Annotated in this window: 16 protein-coding genes; 4 read left to right on the forward strand and 12 right to left on the reverse strand. The window is 69.7% G+C overall.

Going from position 1 to position 17033, the window contains the following annotated elements:
• Positions 1–108: 108 nt before the first annotated feature.
• Together CA951_RS19515 and CA951_RS44345 are read right to left on the reverse strand one after the other, a co-directional pair.
• Positions 109–1662, reverse strand: coding sequence for a DNA polymerase Y family protein (locus CA951_RS19515; protein ID WP_087558413.1), 1554 nt, complete (start codon positions 1660–1662; stop codon positions 109–111).
• Positions 1659–2498, reverse strand: a complete 840-nt coding sequence (locus tag CA951_RS44345) for a hypothetical protein (protein ID WP_256974005.1) — start codon at positions 2496–2498, stop codon at positions 1659–1661. Before CA951_RS44345 ends, CA951_RS19515 begins: the two co-directional genes overlap by 4 nt.
• 211 nt (positions 2499–2709) lie before the next feature.
• Between CA951_RS44345 and CA951_RS19525 the strand changes: the two genes are divergently transcribed.
• Positions 2710–3921: a serine/threonine-protein kinase gene (locus CA951_RS19525; protein ID WP_087558415.1), complete on the forward strand. Its 1212-nt coding sequence runs from the start codon at positions 2710–2712 to the stop codon at positions 3919–3921.
• Positions 3922–3933: 12 nt separating this feature from the next.
• Here the strand turns inward: CA951_RS19525 and CA951_RS19530 are convergent, their stop codons facing one another.
• The 6 genes from CA951_RS19530 to CA951_RS19555 all read right to left on the reverse strand — a co-directional run bounded on the left by CA951_RS19530 (position 3934) and on the right by CA951_RS19555 (position 8271).
• On the reverse strand, positions 3934–4593 hold the full coding sequence (locus CA951_RS19530) for a response regulator transcription factor (protein WP_015889975.1): 660 nt from the start codon (positions 4591–4593) through the stop codon (positions 3934–3936).
• A complete protein-coding gene (locus tag CA951_RS19535) occupies positions 4580–5077 on the reverse strand; it encodes an RDD family protein (protein WP_087558416.1) in 498 nt (165 codons plus the stop codon). Before CA951_RS19535 ends, CA951_RS19530 begins: the two co-directional genes overlap by 14 nt.
• Positions 5074–5931, reverse strand: coding sequence for a hypothetical protein (locus tag CA951_RS19540; protein ID WP_087558417.1), 858 nt, complete (start codon positions 5929–5931; stop codon positions 5074–5076). Before CA951_RS19540 ends, CA951_RS19535 begins: the two co-directional genes overlap by 4 nt.
• The gene (locus tag CA951_RS19545) at positions 5931–6245 is read right to left on the reverse strand and encodes a WXG100 family type VII secretion target (RefSeq protein ID WP_087558418.1); all 315 of its coding nucleotides are present in this window, start codon (positions 6243–6245) and stop codon (positions 5931–5933) included. The genes CA951_RS19540 and CA951_RS19545 overlap by 1 nt, the downstream gene beginning before the upstream one ends.
• Positions 6242–6745, reverse strand: a complete 504-nt coding sequence (locus CA951_RS19550; RefSeq protein WP_087558419.1) for a YbaB/EbfC family nucleoid-associated protein — start codon at positions 6743–6745, stop codon at positions 6242–6244. The genes CA951_RS19545 and CA951_RS19550 overlap by 4 nt, the downstream gene beginning before the upstream one ends.
• Positions 6746–6900: 155 nt before the next feature.
• Positions 6901–8271 carry an ATP-binding protein gene (locus CA951_RS19555; RefSeq protein ID WP_087558420.1) on the reverse strand — a complete coding sequence of 457 codons (1371 nt, stop codon included), beginning with the start codon at positions 8269–8271 and terminating at the stop codon, positions 6901–6903.
• A gap of 104 nt (positions 8272–8375) precedes the next feature.
• Here CA951_RS19555 and CA951_RS19560 point away from each other — a divergent pair, with 104 nt between their 5' ends.
• Positions 8376–9806 carry a PspC domain-containing protein gene (locus tag CA951_RS19560; RefSeq protein ID WP_373413962.1) on the forward strand — a complete coding sequence of 477 codons (1431 nt, stop codon included), beginning with the start codon at positions 8376–8378 and terminating at the stop codon, positions 9804–9806.
• Complete coding sequence (locus tag CA951_RS19565) at positions 9799–10026, forward strand: hypothetical protein (RefSeq protein ID WP_087558422.1); 228 nt, start codon at positions 9799–9801, stop codon at positions 10024–10026. The genes CA951_RS19560 and CA951_RS19565 overlap by 8 nt, the downstream gene beginning before the upstream one ends.
• Positions 10027–10088: 62 nt before the next feature.
• Here the strand turns inward: CA951_RS19565 and guaA are convergent, their stop codons facing one another.
• From guaA to guaB, 4 genes are all read right to left on the reverse strand, one after another.
• Positions 10089–11660 (reverse strand): glutamine-hydrolyzing GMP synthase, encoded by a 1572-nt coding sequence (gene guaA, locus CA951_RS19570; protein WP_087558423.1) that lies wholly within the window; start codon positions 11658–11660, stop codon positions 10089–10091.
• A gap of 64 nt (positions 11661–11724) precedes the next feature.
• Entirely contained in the window at positions 11725–13467 is a 1743-nt protein-coding gene (locus CA951_RS19575) for a GMC family oxidoreductase N-terminal domain-containing protein (RefSeq protein WP_087558424.1), read from the reverse strand.
• A gap of 209 nt (positions 13468–13676) precedes the next feature.
• Positions 13677–14816 carry a GuaB3 family IMP dehydrogenase-related protein gene (locus CA951_RS19580; RefSeq protein WP_087558425.1) on the reverse strand — a complete coding sequence of 380 codons (1140 nt, stop codon included), beginning with the start codon at positions 14814–14816 and terminating at the stop codon, positions 13677–13679.
• 33 nt (positions 14817–14849) lie between these two features.
• Positions 14850–16373, reverse strand: a complete 1524-nt coding sequence (gene guaB / locus CA951_RS19585) for an IMP dehydrogenase (RefSeq protein ID WP_005239781.1) — start codon at positions 16371–16373, stop codon at positions 14850–14852.
• A 230-nt stretch (positions 16374–16603) separates the two neighbouring features.
• On the opposite strand from guaB, the gene CA951_RS19590 reads away from it, so the two are divergent.
• A complete protein-coding gene (locus CA951_RS19590; protein ID WP_005239778.1) occupies positions 16604–17008 on the forward strand; it encodes a DUF5319 domain-containing protein in 405 nt (134 codons plus the stop codon).
• Positions 17009–17033: the final 25 nt, after the last annotated feature.

Consider the following 17033-nt stretch of genomic DNA (forward strand, 5'->3'; position numbering starts at 1 on the left):
CGACGACGCGGCCGTGGCTGGCCTCCATGCCTGACGCTGTCCGCCACCGGCACGCGACCCTCTGCACAGCAAAGCATTTCGGACGGCCGGTCCGCAAGGCGGGGTCCGTCACTCATAGATTCCCTCCACCGACCAGCGGCCTGCCGTGCAGATCACCAGCAGCGCCCGCGACTCCTCCAGCAGCACCTGCGCCCTGGCCGCCGTCCGCGCTGCCGGAGGGTCCCACCACCGCTCGTCCACCGGCCACGGTCCGGCCCATCCGCACACCGCCCACTCTCGACTCCCCCACCGCAGCCGCGCGGGAGGCGCGCTGAACACACCACGTTCCGTGACCGTCACAGCCGTACCCCGCTCGTCCGACATCCACACCTCCGGATACGCGGTCAGCACCGCGGCGGGCGCCGGTTCCGGCAACGTGCCCGGCCACGGCTCCGAGGGATCGTTGCGAGGAATCAACTCGTCGCCCAACGGCAGCAACGTGATGCGCTCCGCCGGTCCCCGACCGCCGCTGAGGACCCCCACCTGCACGGCTTCCCCGCCGAGCAGGCCCTGCACCCGCACCAGGGCCCGCCGGGCCCGTTCGTCCTGATCGCCGACCCCACCCCACAGCCCCAGCTGCAGGGCGCCTGCCGCCACCACTTCCACCGGCTCGAGCCGCAGGACGGCGATACCGGCGGTGGGCCGCTTCTCGCTGCGACCGGTCAGCCACCCGTCCAGCTGCCACCGCACCCGGTCCGCCGTCGCCTCCGGGGTCAGCGGTTCCGCGCACCTCCAGATCCGGGACAGTTGTTCACCGTTGCCGGTGCTCGCCGAGATCGACAGCCGGGTGCAGGCCACCGCGGCATCCGACAGTGTGCGATGAAGCTTCTCCGCCAACGCCCGTCCCGCGAAGGCGGCGGCGTCGACCCGTTCGATGACGGGATCGCACCGTTCCTCGACCTCCAGGTCCGGAGGCAGCGACCGCCCCGACGGCGGACGCTCCGGCTCACCCCGTGCGGCCCGGTGCGCCAGCACCGCATCGGTTCCGAACCGCGACGCCACATCACCCGCCGACAGTGCGGCGAAACTGCCGATCGTGCGCAGCCCGAGCCGGCGCAGCAGGTCGACCAGCTCCCCGCGATGCGGCGCCGCGAGGCTCGGCTCCGCGGCCAATTCCCGCATCGGAAGCGGCGCCAGGAAGGCCGCCCCCTCACCGGGTGGCACGAGAGTTGCTCTGCGCGCGGCGATCACGGCCGTGGACAGCTGATCGGCGATACCGACCTGACATTCCACCCCCACCGCCGACACCTGGTCCACCAGCCGTTCCGCGGCGGCTTCCTCCGAACCGAAATACCGGGCGACGCCGCGAGCGGACAGCACCACGAGACCGGGCCGCAACACCTCGACGCCGGGCGCCACCGCGTCGACGGCGGAGGCGACCGGCTCGAACAGCCGCGCGTCGCGGTCGGGATCGGCTGCCACCACGTGCAACCGGGGACACCGGGCCTGGGACTCGCGGCGGCGCAGACCCCGCCGCACCCCGTCCGCGCGGGCCGGTGCCGAGCAGGCGATCACCCGGTTGCCCGACGTCACCGCCACCGGATGGGTGGGCGGAAGATCCGCGGCGGCGGCCGCCGCGACCGCGGGCCAGTCGGGGCACCACAGTGCCAGCACCCGGCTCACAGGCCCACCACCTCCACCGGTTCCGGGAAGGGGACGTTCCCGAGAGGCACCACCGGTTCCGGAGCGCCCACCCATTCCACCCGGCCCTCCGCCGACCGCACGTCCAGCCGGGTGGTGCGCGGCTGGAACGACCGCCCCCGGGCGCACACCGCCAGGCTGAGGGACCGCAACCGCCCGCAGCCCCGGTCCTGAGATCCGTTGCCCAGCCCGGCATAACCGTGCACCCGCGCCTCCAGCCGCATCTCCGCGCCGTCCCAGTGCCCGTCCGTGACGACCAGGGTCGCCCCCTTGCTCCGGGCGCGGGCCACCACCGCACGCGCACGGGACGGCGCCACCGACGCCCCTCCCAGCCCGAGCACCACCAGATCCATTCCGTCCAGCAGCACCGCGGCGATCTCCACCGGATCGGCGCCCGGGTCCGGGATCAGGGCCAGCCGTTCCAGCTGCGCGCCCATCTCGACCGCGGCCAGCACCCCGAGCCGGGGATGCCCGATCACCGCGACGTGACCGCCGCCCGCGGTCACGGACGCGACCAACCCCAGCAGGAGTGAGGTGGCCCCCGACACCGACACCACCGAACCGCGCACCAGCCCGCCCCGGGGAAGAAGGCCGGCCAGCGCGGCCGGAACCGGAAGCACCCCGGCGGCATGGGAATCGGGAGCCGTGGACGTGCCCGTCGCAGGAAACCCGCCGTCCACCGGGGCCCGGACCGCCACCGATTCACCGCGCGCGGGAACAGCGGCCATCCGCCGCCGGAGATAGTCCAGACGCTCCTGCCGGGACAGCCCGGACAACTCGGGAGACCCCGGCACCGGAAACCCCGGCTCGCCGGCCACTTCAGCCAACTCGACACCCCTGACACTCGACACCAACAGCGGTCGGCAACCACGGGGAAGACGCGGCTCGAACAGACGCTTTGTTCGAACGTATTTTCGAACCCGTTTCCAGTAAAGCCGGTCTGCGAATGCCCGTCAAGTGGACCCAGAACGACCAGGTCAGGACGGCCGCGCATCCCGTGTCCGCACAATCCTCTAACCTGAACGCGTGATGGAGCAGGAGCAGAGCGAAAGGGGCATCGGACCCGAATACCTGGTGGCCGGAAGGTACCGCCTGCGGTCCAAACTGGGCGGCGGCGGAATGGGCGCGGTCTGGCTCGCACGGGACACCCTGCTGCACCGCGACGTCGCCATCAAACAGGTCACCACGACGGCCGGACTCGACCCCGACGAGGCCCGCCGGGTCCGCGACCGCACCATGAGGGAAGGCCGCAACGCCGCCAAACTCGCGCACCGTCATTCCATCGCGATGTACGACGTGGCGCTCGAGGCCGGGGAACCCTGGCTGGTCATGGAGTACCTGCCGTCCCGCAGTCTCGCCCAGGCGATGAACATCGCCGACACCCTGCCTCCGCTCGAGGTCGCCCAGATCGGCGCGCAGGTGGCCGACGCACTCACCGCCGCCCACGCCGCGGGGATCGTGCACCGGGACATCAAGCCGGGCAACATCCTCGTCGCCGACCGCGGCCGGGAACTCGGCACCGTCAAGATCAGCGACTTCGGTATCGCCCGGGCCAAGGGCGATTCCGCGGACACCGCGAACGGGGTCATCACCGGCACGCCGGCGTACTTCTCCCCCGAGGTCGCCCGCGGTCAGGACCCCACCGAGGCCAGCGACGTCTTCTCGCTCGGGTCCACGCTGTACACCGTCGTCGAAGGACAGCCGCCGTTCGGGATCGACTCCGATTCCATCGCACTCCTGCACCGCGTCGCGAAGGCCGAGATCTACCGTCCGAGCAAGGCCGGACCGCTCACCGACACGCTGCTGCACCTCCTCGAACCCGACCCGGCGCGTCGCCCGACGATGGCCGAGGCCCGCGACGCCCTGGCCCGGGTGGCCATGGCCGGGGACGGCAACGTCGCGCACCTCGTCGGTTCGCCCGTCTATTCCGCTGACGGCACCATCCCCGCGTGGGCTCACCGTTCGACACCGTTGCCCGACTCACGGCGCCGCAGCAAACTGGTCGGTTCCACGCAGGCCGGGCTGCCCGCCGTCCATCAGAGCACGCCGTTGAAGAACGTGCCGCGTCCGCTCGGCCGGTTGCAGTGGCCTCCGCGCCCGGCGAAACCCGCTCCGGGTTCGCCGGCTCCCACGGTCCGCGACCAGGTGGTCGCGTGGGCGCCGATCGCCATGGGTGTCATGGTCGCGATCCTGATCCTGGCCGTGCTCGTGGCCGTGATCGTCCTGCTCGCGCAGCCCTGACCCCCGGGGACGTCAGTCGATGCGCCTGCGGTGCGCCCACCGCGTGAGCGCATTCCGGTTGGACTGCTGCGTCTTCCGCAGCACGTTCGACGCATGCGTTTCGACCGTCTTCACCGAGATCACCAGTTCCTCGGCGATCTCGCGGTACGTGTAACCGCGGGCGAGGAGGCGCAGCACTTCCAGTTCCCGCGGTGTCAGCGAATCCAGCTCCGGATCCAGCTGCGGCTCAGGAGCATTGGAACGTCCGGTGAAGGAGTCCAGCACGAAACCCGCGAGCCGCGGACTGAACACGGCGTCACCGCCGGCGACCCGGCGGACGCCGTCGGCCAGCTCGGCGCCCGAGATCGTCTTGGTGACATACCCGCGGGCGCCCGCGCGAATCACGGCGATCACGTCCTCGGCGGCGTCGGACACACTCAGCGCCAGGCACACCGGACCCGACTCGATGCCCCGCAGCACGGCGACACCGCCGCCGTCGGGCATGTGGACGTCGAGCAGCACGACGTGCGGCGAGGTGGCGTTGATCCCGGACACCGCCTCCGCGACACCGCCCGCCTCGCCGACCACCTCCATGTCCGCTTCCCTGCCCAGCTCGGCGCGGACACCGGAGCGGAACACGGCATGATCGTCGACGAGAAAGACACGGTACGGGGGTGTTTCAGGCAAAGTCACTGCGGCTGTTCCTCGGCGTGGGCGGTAGTGTCACCCCACTGTAGAGCGTGTCGCACGATTCACCAGGTCGCCGCACCACCGCAGGCATCCCGTCTTCGCCGTCCGTGGCGATGTCCGATTCGACGATGGCATAGACACTTCGGAACCAGGCCTTGACCAGATATCCGAAGCTCGGCCACGTTCCGTCCTCCGGCCGCACGACACACAGACCCGTCATCCATTTGCCGAACGTCGCATGGAATCGCGCCTGGAGTGCGGTCCGGTGGACGAACGAGGCGACGATCCACGCCGGTATCGTGGCGAGTCCCGCCGTCCCTTCGGCCACAATCGACTGCACCGAGCCTCCATCCGTCTGCAGCACGTACACGACGACGCCGACCAGCGCGGCGATCAGTACATGCAGCGCGAGGTCCAGCGCCAGCGCGAGACCTCGCCGCAGGAAACCGGCGGGCTGGGGCCGCCGGTCCGCACCGGTTCTGGTCACGGCAGCCGCCCGTCGATCTCTTCGCGGGCGCGCCGGACCTCGTCGTCGAGTCCGGTCCGGTCCAGGACCTCGTCGACGACGGCGTCGGAGAACCTCGGTGTGCCGACGGTCTCCTCCTGCACGTAGGAGCCGAGCATGCCCCCGACTCGAGAACGCGGGTCCGCGAATTTCAGCCCGAATGCACCGTTGACCGCTCCCTTCACCACGCCCTGGACCGCGCCCTTGCCGCCTGCCTCCGCGACGTTGCCCCAGTCCACGGTGTCGCGCCGGCCCACGTGTATCTCATACCTCTGAAACGCAGCCTCGAGTCCGGCCTGCGTTGCGGCGCCACCTGCCGCCCCCTTGGCCGCGCCGACGGCGGCGCGTCGGAGGAGCGAGGTGATCAGCTGCCGCATGATCATCCGCACGGTGACCTGGGTGGCCGCCTCCGCCGCGAACGCGGCCGGACTCGCCGCACCGAACGTCATCGCGCTCGCCACCGCCACCGCGACCAGTTCGGCCGCCAACGCCACCAGCGCCGCGATGATCGACAGCTTCGCGACCCGGATGTCGTCGGCCGACCAGTCCAGGGTGTCACCGAGTTCGTGGAACAACTCCGACAGCTCATGCAACGCACCGTCCGTACCGATCCGCGCCCACTCCTGCGCCATCGCGGTCTCGACGTCACCACCGACCCCGGACAACGCCGACCGGATCGCGGCATCGGCCTCGTCGATGATGTCGTCGAGCGAGGCGCCGGCGTCCTTCCACCCCTGCCCGAGCCGTTCCATCGCCGTCTCGTCCGCATCGGGCCAGTCCGCCCCGACCACCTTCTCCGCCAACCAGCGGACCCCGCCCGGAACCTCGATGCCCATCAGAACAGCCCGGCGAGGCTGGACGCGGTGCCGCGGTCGGTGTCGTCGAACGAGTCGGCGGTACTCCGCAGCTTCGACCCGACCGCGGCCAGCGCGGCGACGGCGAAGCCCAGCGAGTGTTCGGCCGCGGCCGCGGACGGCAGATACCCGCTCGCGAACGTCGTCCCGGTCTCGTCGGCGCCCCAGCACTCGCCCTCACCGTCGAGGGTCGCGGTCAAGGTGGCGGCGACCTCCGCCATCCGCTGCGACAGGGCATCGAAACGGGGTGCGACGCCGCGCAGATGCGCCGGGTCCACCCACAGCTGCGCGCTCACTGCCACCCGTCCCGCAGCAGCGGCCGATTCCACGACCCGTCGCCGTGATCGTCCGGGGCCGGTTCCGGATCGGCCGGGGTGTCGCCGCCCTCGGGGGTCAGCGGCGGGAGGAAGTCCCGCAGGCTCGGCGCGCCGGGAACGAGGTCCGGTAGATCCGGCAGGGTCTCGGTCGCGGACACGATCGATCCCATGATGCGCATCGACTCGGCGTGCGCGGCCTCGCCGGCGCGGCGGGCGGCGTCGGTCATCGCGCGTCCCAGCGAGTCGGGGGTCGACCGCCGGAACGCGTCCGGTGCCAGGTGCACCTCGACCACCCCGCCGACCGAGTTCACCACCACCTGCACCAGCCCGTCGGCGGACTCACCCGTCACCCGTAGCCGTGCCACCTGTTGCTGAGCGGCATGCAGATCGTGCGTCTGCCGGTCGAGTGTGGCCAGCATCGAATCGATCTGACCCTGCAGTTCCTGCTCACGGACCCGCAGGCTGTCGCGGTCGAACATGAATCCCCCCTTGATGTCTCGCGTCGCACCCCGCCTCGGCACGGTGTGACCGCACGACCCCCACAGTCGCGTCGCGGGCGAACATTACCCCCTCACGGGGACAGGATGCGAGCAGGCGCTGCGCATCAGATGAACCGACACGACGAAAGTGGTGTTCATGCGCCCTGACTGAACGGCACGTCCTCCACGCCGGTGTCCGCGCTCTCGGCGGCCCCCGCGCGCGCCCGGCCGTTCCGCGGCATGTGGATTCGCACCTCGGTGCCCTTGCCGGGCGTGGACCGCACGTCGACGTGCCCGCCTCTGCGTTCGATCCGCCCGCGGATCGACTTCGTCAGCCCCTGCCGGTCCGGGGACACCTCGTCGGCGTCGAATCCGACGCCGCGGTCGCGGACGAACACACTGACTTGCTCGCGCTCGGCCTCGGCGAACAGGTTGATGTCGGTCTCCCCGGAATGCTTGGCGGCGTTGACCAGAGCCTCCCGCGTCGCGCCGAGCACCGCCGTGAAACTCTCCTTCGACAGTCCCTCGCCGGTGCCGTCGACGTCGAGCGCCACGTCGCCGACCGTCACCGGCCGCACAGTGACGCCGTGGTGGTCCTCGACCTCGCCCGCGATGATGCGCAACGCCTCCGCCAGGCTGGAATGGTCGGTGTCTCCCCCACCGAACAACCACTTGCGCAGTTCCCGTTCCTGCCCCCGCGCGAGCCGCGCGACCTCCTGTGGATGGTCGGCCTGTTTCTGGATCAGCGCCAGGGTCTGCAGGACGGAGTCGTGCAGGTGCGACGCGATCTCCTCACGCTCGTCGTTGCGGATCCGGGCGGCACGCTCCGCCCCCAGCGCCCGCCACAGCCGCAGCCACAGGGGCACGGTCAGCAGACCGGCGCCGACCAGGGTGACCACGACGGCCAGCAACGACGAACGCAGCGCGGCGAAGTCGACCTGCGCGAGGATCACCACCCCGAGACCGGACACGATGAGCGTCACGCCGCCGAGAACCCGAGCCCAGGTGAGGACGGTGGGGCGCTGCGGCAACCCGATGACGGTGCGCGGTCCCTCCGAATCGAATTCGCGCCACACGAGGGCCGCGCCGACCGCCACCACGATGATCGGTGCGATCACCGAGCCGACCCGGCCGCTGAACAACCACGACAACGCGGATGCGCCGGCCAGGCCGATCGCGATCAGCCCGTACGCTCTGCGCCGCTCGGACGCACTGGGTTTCTCGGTGTCCGAACCCGCGGCCGTGAAGATCCACAACAGCCCGTAGCCGACGATGCCCGCGCCGGCGAGCGCGGCGAGACAGGCGAACGCGACCCGCACCTTCATCACGTCGATATCCAGCTGGTCGGCGATACCACCTGCGACGCCGCCGACGATGCGGCCACCGGTCCGGCGTTCGAGCCGCGGCATGGGAAGACCGCCGGGCGGTACCGGCGCGGTCACGGCGCCCGCGTACTGGGCGCCGCCCGCGGACGTGTTCACAGGTTGCACACCTTCGATACTGGCACGATCCCGGGGCCGCGGCATCAGGGTCCGACCCTGACTTCGGGCCGCGTTCCGGCCCACCCCGACCGGAAAGATCAGGGTACTTCCCGATGTACGCGAAACGCGGCGACCGGAACGATGGTCGTATGAGCAATGGGAGCTTCCAAGAGCAGATACAGGATCCGTGGCGGACCCGACCGGTGCGGTTGCCCGGCCGTGGCCACGTCGCCGGTGTCTGTGCGGGAATCGGCTACCGCTACGGCGTCGATCCCGTACTGATACGAGTCGCGTTCGTCGTGTCCACCATTTTCGGCGGCGCCGGTGTGCTCCTCTACCTGGCGTGCTGGCTCGCCCTCACGAAGTCGGGCGACCCGGCCTCCCCCGCGGAGTCGCTGATGGGACGCGGTCACAGTTCCGACTCGGGCACCAAGACCGTCGTCCTTCTCGTCGCACTGGCGATCGCGGTGAGCACCGTCGGACCGTTCGGCGTCGGCCTCGGCGGCTCAGGGCTGATCAGCATGGCGCTGATGCTCGGCGGCCTGTGGCTGCTGTACCAGCGGCAGCCGATCCCCCCGCCGTCACCCGTCGGAGCCGTCGCCCCCGGTGTCGGCACCGGTTATCCCGGGACGAGTTTCTCGCCGGGACAGTTCGGCGCCAACCCGTTCGGCCCGGGCACGTACGGTTCGGGTGCGTACGGTCCGTACACAAAGCTTCCCGACTCCTACACGCCGAGTGCACCTCCCACGACTGGGCAGTCGGCGGACGCGACCGGCGAGGCCCCGACCGAGGCACTGAAACCCGAAACCCCTGCCCCCCAGGCCGATCCGGTGTCGTTCGAGAAGTCCCCGACCGCCGGTCCACGGGTCGACGCACCGTCGGCACCGTTCGCGCCGCTCGAGCCGCGACCACCGGCATGGGATCCGCTCGGAGTCGCGCCGTTCGCGTGGGATCTGCCCGAACCGGCCAGGACCACCACTCCCGCAGTACAACCGGAGCGCACGCATTCCCGCCTGACCACCATGGTGATCGGACTGGCCATCCTCGCGGCCGCGGCAGCGACGGCGCTGGCGGTCGCCACCGGATCCGACTGGCTGAACCCCGGTCGGATCGGCGCGGTCGCGCTCGCCGTCATCGGAGTGGGGCTGCTGATCGGCGGCTTCCTGCGCAAGGGCTACGGGCTTCTCGTCGTCGCAGGCCCCCTCGCCGGTTTCGTGATCCTCGCCTCGCTCGTCGGGTCACTCGACCTGAACAGCGAAAACATGGGCGACCGGACCTGGGTGCCCCTGACGGCGGCCGACATCGACCCCGCCTACTCCGGTGGGTTCGGCAATTTCACGCTCGACCTCCGGAACGTCACGCTCACCGAGGACAAGACTGTCGACGTCAGCGGTCAGTTCGGTGAGGTCGTGGTGCTTCTGCCGCCCGGCATGAACGTCGAGAACCACTGCACCGCACAGTTCGGCGACGCGCAGTGTCTCCCCGACGGTCTCGACGGCGGCACCGACGGCACGGACGGTCACGTCCTCACCCTCAATGCAGATATCCGGTTCGGAAGTATGGAGGTGCGCCGTGGATGACGTCGACGACACTCAGGACGGCCAGCAGACCCGGACGCGCAAGCGCACGTCACCGCTCCTGCTCCTCGCGGGGGTGGCAGCACTGCTGGTGAGTGGATGGGCGCTCGCGGGACCGTTCTCGCTGCAACCGCTCGCGAACGTCGAATTCCGCTGGCTGTTCGTGGTGGTCGCGGTGCTGGTCGGCGTGGTACTCGTGTTCGCGCCCAACCGGCGACGATAGGCGCTCACCGCGCACTGTGCGCGGTGAGCGAGTCGGACGACTCGCTCACCGCGCACAGTGCGTCACTCCCACTCGATGGTGCCCGGCGGCTTGCTCGTGATGTCCAGCACGACTCGGTTGACGTCGTGAACCTCGTTGGTGATCCGGGTGGAGATCCGCTCGAGAACGTCGTAGGGCAGTCGCGTCCAGTCCGCGGTCATCGCGTCCTCGCTGGACACGGGGCGGAGCACGATCGGGTGCCCGTAGGTGCGTCCGTCGCCCTGCACGCCGACGCTGCGGACGTCGGCGAGCAGCACCACCGGGCACTGCCAGATCTGGCCGTCGAGCCCGGCGGCCGTCAACTCTTCGCGTGCAATGGAATCCGCGTGACGCAGCAGGTCGAGCCGCTCCTGGGTGACCTCGCCGATGATGCGGATGCCGAGCCCGGGGCCGGGGAACGGCTGGCGTCCCACGATCTCCTCGGGCAGACCCAGCTCGCGTCCCACCGCGCGGACCTCGTCCTTGAACAGCAGGCGCAGCGGTTCCACGAGCGTGAACTGCAGGTCTTCGGGCAGGCCGCCGACGTTGTGGTGGCTCTTGATGTTGGCCGTGCCGGTGCCACCGCCCGATTCCACGACGTCCGGGTACAGCGTGCCCTGCACGAGGAATTCGACCGTGTCGCCGTGCGCGGCGTTCTCGCCGAGGACGTCGCTGACGGCACCCTCGAAGCTGCGGATGAACTCGCGGCCGATGATCTTGCGCTTGGTCTCCGGGTCGGACACCCCGGCCAGCTCACCGATGAAGGTGTCGGCGGCGTCGACCGTGATGAGCCGGGCGCCGGTGGCGGCGACGAAATCCTGCTCGACCTGCGCACGCTCCCCGGCCCGCATCAGACCGTGGTCGACGAACACACACGTCAGGTTGTCGCCGATCGCGCGCTGCACGAGCGCCGCCGCGACAGCGGAGTCCACACCGCCCGACAGTCCGCAGATGGCTTTGCCGTCGCCGACCTGCTCGCGGACCTGCTCGACGAGGGCGTCGGCGATGTTCGCGGCCGTCCACGCGGGGGGAATGCCGGCGATCTCGTGCAGGAACCGGCTGAGCACCTGCTGGCCGTGCGGCGAGTGCAGAACCTCCGGGTGGTACTGCACACCCGCGAGCCTGCGGGCCCGGTCCTCGAATGCGGCGACGGGTGCGCCCTCGCTCGTGGCCGTCACCGTGAAACCTTCGGGGGCCTCGGTGACCGCGTCGCCGTGGCTCATCCACACGGGCTGACTCGACGGCAGCCCCTCGTGCAGCAAACCGCCCTGCACCTTCAGGTCGGTACGACCGTACTCACGGGTGCCGGTGTGGGCGACCGTCCCACCCAGCGCACCGGCCATGGCCTGGAATCCGTAGCAGATGCCGAACACCGGAACGTCCAGATCGAACAGGGCCGGATCGAGCTGGGGCGCCCCGTCGGCGTATACGCTCGACGGCCCGCCGGACAGCACCACTGCGAGCGGGTTCTTGGCCGCGATCTCCTCGACGGTCGCGGTGTGCGGGACCACCTCGGAATAGACCTTGGCCTCACGCACCCGCCGGGCGATCAGCTGCGCGTACTGCGCGCCGAAGTCGACGACGAGGACCGGTCTCTGTTGCTCGATATCTGCCACCGGGTCAGTCTAATCGGCGCAGCTCTGTGGTCTGCGCGACCCCACGACCCGGCCCTTGCCGGTGCTATGCAACGCCGTGCTTCCGCGTGTCCGGCAGCACCGAGCCGTTTCGGATCTCGACGATCGGCAGCACCAGCGCGGCGGGCGCGCCTTCCGGGACGACCGGCTTGATCGGCGCGATCGGGTTCAGCCGCCGGTATCCCTCCCCCTGCGCAGGACGCAGGTCCGCTTCACCCTTGTTGGGCCACAGCGACGCCGCACGCTCGGCCTGCGCCGAGATCGTCAGCGACGGGTTGACGCCCAGGTTCGCGGACACGGCCGAGCCGTCGACCACGCTCAGCGTCGGGTAACCCCACACCCGGTGGTACGGGTCGATGACGCCGTGCGACGGGTCCGAGGCGATCGTGCAGCCGCCGAGGAAGTGCGCGGTGAGCGGGATGTTGAACACATCGCCCCAGGTGCCGCCTGCGCGACCGTCGATCTTCTCCGCGATCCGCCGGGTCGCCTCGTTGCCCGCCGGGATCCAGCTGGGGTTCGGCTGACCGTGGCCCTGCTTGCTGGTGACCTTGCGCCGGCCGAACAGGCCCTTCTTCGTGTACGTGGTGATGGAGTTGTCGAGGTTCTGCATCACCAGCGCGATGATGGTGCGCTCGCTCCACTTGTACGGGGTGAGGACCTTCAGTGCCGTCGGATCCTTCACGAGTTCCCGGAGGAATGTCATCCACCGCCTGCCGCCGCCGTCGGTCAGCAGCGTCTGCAGCATGGCCATCGAGTTCGACCCCTTGCCGTAGCGCACCGGCTCCACGTGGGTGTCGGACGTCGGGTGGAACGACGACGTGATCGCGACGCCCTTCGTGAGCTCGAGCGCGGGGTCCACCTTGTTCTTGGCGGCGCCGAGGATCGACTCCGAGTTGGTGCGGGTCAGCACACCCAGCCGGTCGGAGATCTTGGGCAGCGCGCCCGACTCCTTCTGGTCGAACAGCAGATGCTGAGTGCCCCACGTGCCGGCGGCCAGGACCACGTTCGCCGCGGTGTACGTCTTGCGATTCCGGTTCTTCCGCGGCCCGCTGCGCCGGGTGAAGACGTCCCAGGTGCCGTCGGACGCCTCACGCAGCCCGCTGACCGTCGTCATCGGGATGATCTCCGCGCCGAACTTCTCCGCAAGTCCGAGGTAGTTCTTGAGCAGGGTGTTCTTGGCGCCGTGCCGGCATCCGGTCATGCATTCGCCGCATTCGATGCATCCGGTGCGGTCGGGGCCGACGCCGCCGAAGTACGGGTCGGGCACGGTCTTGCCCGCCTCGCCGAAGAAGACGCCGACCGGGGTCTGGATGAACGTGTCGCCCACGCCCATGTCCTCGGCGACCGACTTGATGATCTCGTCCGCGGGGGTCATGTGCGGATTCTGGACGACGCCGAGCATCTTGCGGGCCTGCTCGTAGTACGGCGTGAGCTCGTCGTGCCAGTCGGTGATGTGCGACCACTGCTTGTCCTGGAAAAAGGAGGCAGGCGGCTTGTAGAGGGTGTTCGCGTAGTTGAGCGAACCGCCACCGACGCCGGCGCCGGCGAGGATGAGGCAGTCGCGGAGCAGGTGCACGCGCTGGATGCCGAAGAAACCGAGGGCGGGCGCCCAGAGGAACTTCGCGAGATCCCAGCTGGTCTTCGCGAAGTCCGCGTCGGCGTAGCGGCGGCCCGCCTCGAGGATGCCGACCTTGTACCCCTTCTCGACCAACCGGAGCGCGGTGACACTGCCACCGAATCCGGAACCGACGATGAGGACGTCGTAATCCGTTGTGCGCTGCTTGCTCATCACTCGACCTCCAACGAACCTGAGTTTATTACTCGCCAGTATGCACCCGGCAGTTGTGACAACTGCCACAAGGGTCACCTTAACTGTAACGAGAGGTATCAGGAACGGTCGCGATACCCGCAAACGCACGTCGCCCGATGCCGCACCGGCGCAGTTGAACTGCACCGATGCGGCATCGGGCGACGAGAGAAGCAGTGGCGGCGTTCGCCTCAGGCGCGAACCGTCAGGCCCACCTTCTGGAATTCCTTCAGATCGGAGTACCCCGCCTTCGCCATCGAGCGGCGCAGTCCGCCGACCAGGTTCAGGGAGCCGAACGGGTCGTCCGACGGGCCGGTCAGGACCCGGTCCAGCGACGGGCGGTCACCGAACGAGACCGGCAGCATCGTGCCGCGCGGCACCGACGGGTGCGCGGCAGCCGACGGCCAGTACCAGCCGCCGCCGGGAGCCTCCGCGGCAACGGCCAGAGGCGCGCCCAGAACTGCGGCGTCCGCGCCACAGGCGATCGCCTTCGCGAGGTCGCCCGACGACGTGATGTCGCCGTCCGCGATGACGTGGACGTAGCGGCCGCCCGTCTCGTCGAGGTAGTCGCGGCGGGCGGCGGCGGCGTCCGCGATGGCCGTCGCCATCGGGAGACCGATGCCCAGCACCTCACCGGTGGTCGTGGCGCCCTCGGTGGAGCCGTACCCGACGATCACCCCGGCCGCGCCCGTGCGCATCAGGTGCAGTGCGGTGCGGTGGTCGCTCACCCCACCGGCCACGACCGGAACGTCGAGTTCGGAGATGAACGTCTTCAGGTTCAGCGGCTCGCTGTCGCCGTGGACGACGTGCTCGGCGGAAATGATCGTGCCGTGCACCACCAGCAGGTCGATGCCCGCCTCCAGCAGTTGCGGGGTCAGCGCCCGCGCGTTCTGCGGACTGACCCGCACCGCGGTCGTGACACCCGCGTCGCGGACCTGCGCCACCGCGGCGGCCAGGAGACCCGGCTGCAACGGCGCCGCATGCAGTTCCTGCAGCTTCTTGATCGGCGCCTCGACGTCGACGTCCGACTCCGCCAGCGCGACGAGTTCGGCGAGCTTGGCCTCGACGTCCGCGTGCCGGCCCCACAGACCCTCACCGTTGATGACCCCGAGGCCACCGCGCTTGCCGAGTTCGATCGCGAACGACGGCGACACGAGCGCGTCCGTCGGATGCGCCAGCACCGGAATGTCGAACCGGTACGCGTCGAGCTGCCAGGACGTCGACACCTCCTTGGAGGAGCGGGTCCGGCGGGAGGGGACGATGTCGATGTCGTCCAGCTCATAGGTTCGTCGGGCTGTTCGGCCCATGCCGATCTCAACGAGGTCGCGCACGCGCGCCCCTTTCTCGTGAATCGTGACTGGTTGCTAGCGAGCGGTGTAGTTGGGAGCTTCGACCGTCATCGTGATGTCGTGCGGGTGGCTCTCCTTCAGACCCGCAGCGGTGATCTGCACGAACTGCGCGTTCTGCAGTTCCTCGATCGACGACGCTCCCGTGTAGCCCATGGCGGCCCGCAGACCACCGGTGAGCTGATGCGTGACCTGGGACAGCGGACCGCGGAACGCGACCCGGCCCTCGATGCCCTCCGGGACCAGCTTGTCCTCGGACAGCACGTCGTCCTGGAAGTAGCGGTCCTTGGAATACGACTTCGCGGCCCCGCGGCTCTGCATCGCACCGAGCGAACCCATGCCGCGGTAGCTCTTGTATTGCTTGCCGTTGACCAGGATCAGCTCACCCGGCGACTCCGCGGTACCTGCGAGCAGCGAACCGAGCATCGCCGTCGACGCGCCTGCCGCGAGGGCCTTGGCGATGTCGCCGGAGAACTGCAGTCCACCGTCGGCGATGACCGGCACACCGTGCGGCTTGGCCGCGGCGACCGCTTCGAGGATCGCGGTGATCTGGGGGGCGCCGACACCGGCGATGACACGGGTGGTGCAGATGGAACCCGGACCGACACCGACCTTGACCGCGTCCACACCGGCCTCGATGAGGGCGGCCGCACCACTGCGGGTGGCGACGTTGCCGCCGATGATCTGCACGCGCTCGTCGACCTCGGCCTTGAGCTTCGAGATCATGTCCAGCACACCGGCCGAGTGACCGTGCGCACTGTCGACGACGAGAACGTCGACCCCGGCGTCGGTGAGAGCCATTGCGCGGCTCCACGCCTCGTCGCCCACACCCACGGCGGCACCGACCAGGAGCCGGCCGTCGCGGTCCTTGGTGGCGTCCGGGTGCTGCTCGGTCTTCACGAAGTCCTTGACCGTGATGAGACCGGTGAGCTTGCCCTGCCCGTCCACGATCGGCAGCTTCTCGATCTTGTGACGGCGCAGCAGTCCCAGCGCCACCTCGGCGGTGACACCCTCCTGGGCGGTGATCAGCGGCGCCTTCGTCATGACCTCGGACACGGCCCGATTCTGGTCGACCTCGAAACGCATGTCGCGGTTGGTGATGATGCCGACGAGCTGCCCGGCCGCGTCGGTGACCGGAAGTCCGGAGATCCGGAACCGGGCGCACTTGGCGTCGACCTCGGCGAGGGTGTCGGACGGCTTGCAGGTGACCGGGTCGGTGACCATTCCGGCCTCGGACCGCTTGACCGTCTCCACCTGACCGGCCTGCGCCTCGACGGACAGGTTGCGGTGCAGCACGCCCATGCCGCCCGCGCGGGCCATGGCGATGGCCATCCGCGCCTCGGTGACGGTGTCCATCGCGGAACTGACGAGCGGCACCCGCAGCCGGATGTCCCTGGTCAGCTGACTGGACGTGTCGACCTGGCCGGGGATGACATTCGACGCCGCCGGCAAGAGCAGGACGTCGTCGTACGTGAGACCCAGCATCGCGACCTTGTTCGGGTCGTCACCGCCGGTGTGTACATGCCCTGCTGAACTTGTCATGCGGTTCGGGCCCTCCATGGAACATAGGTGCAGCGCCGGTGGCGCCGTCTGCGGACATCAGATCTGAAACTGCGGGAACACGGATACAGGGAAAAGTCCGGAGCGACGATCGATATTCCCAGCTCCGCAAACCATGATATCGGCTCGACGCGATCGCCACGGAGCCCACCCACGCTGGGCGTACGCCGAACGGCTGGCGCAGACCGGGCTGACCTGCGTACCGTGGTGCTGTGCGCGATCAACTGCCTCCAGGTCTGCCCCCGGACCCCTTCGCCGGCGACCCCGCCGACCCGTCCGCAGCTCTCGATGCGATCGAACCGGGCCAGCCACTCGACCCCCACGAGCGTCTCGCCGTGGAGGAAGACCTGGCCGACCTCGCCGTGTACGAGGCGCTGCTGGCGCATCGTGGGATCCGCGGTCTCGTCGTCTGCTGCGAAGACTGCCAGCAAGATCACTACCACGATTGGGACATGCTCCGTGCCAACCTCCTCCAGCTTCTGGTCGACGGCACCGTGCGCCCCCACGAGCCCGCCTACGACCCGACACCCGAGGCCTACGTCACCTGGGATTACTGCCGCGGCTACGCGGACGCCTCGATGAACGACGCTCTGCACGGAGACGGTTTCGACGCCTGATCCGGCACAACCCGGTACAAACCCT

The organism is Rhodococcus sp. NCIMB 12038 (assembly GCF_002165735.1).
Classification (GTDB): domain Bacteria; phylum Actinomycetota; class Actinomycetes; order Mycobacteriales; family Mycobacteriaceae; genus Rhodococcus_F.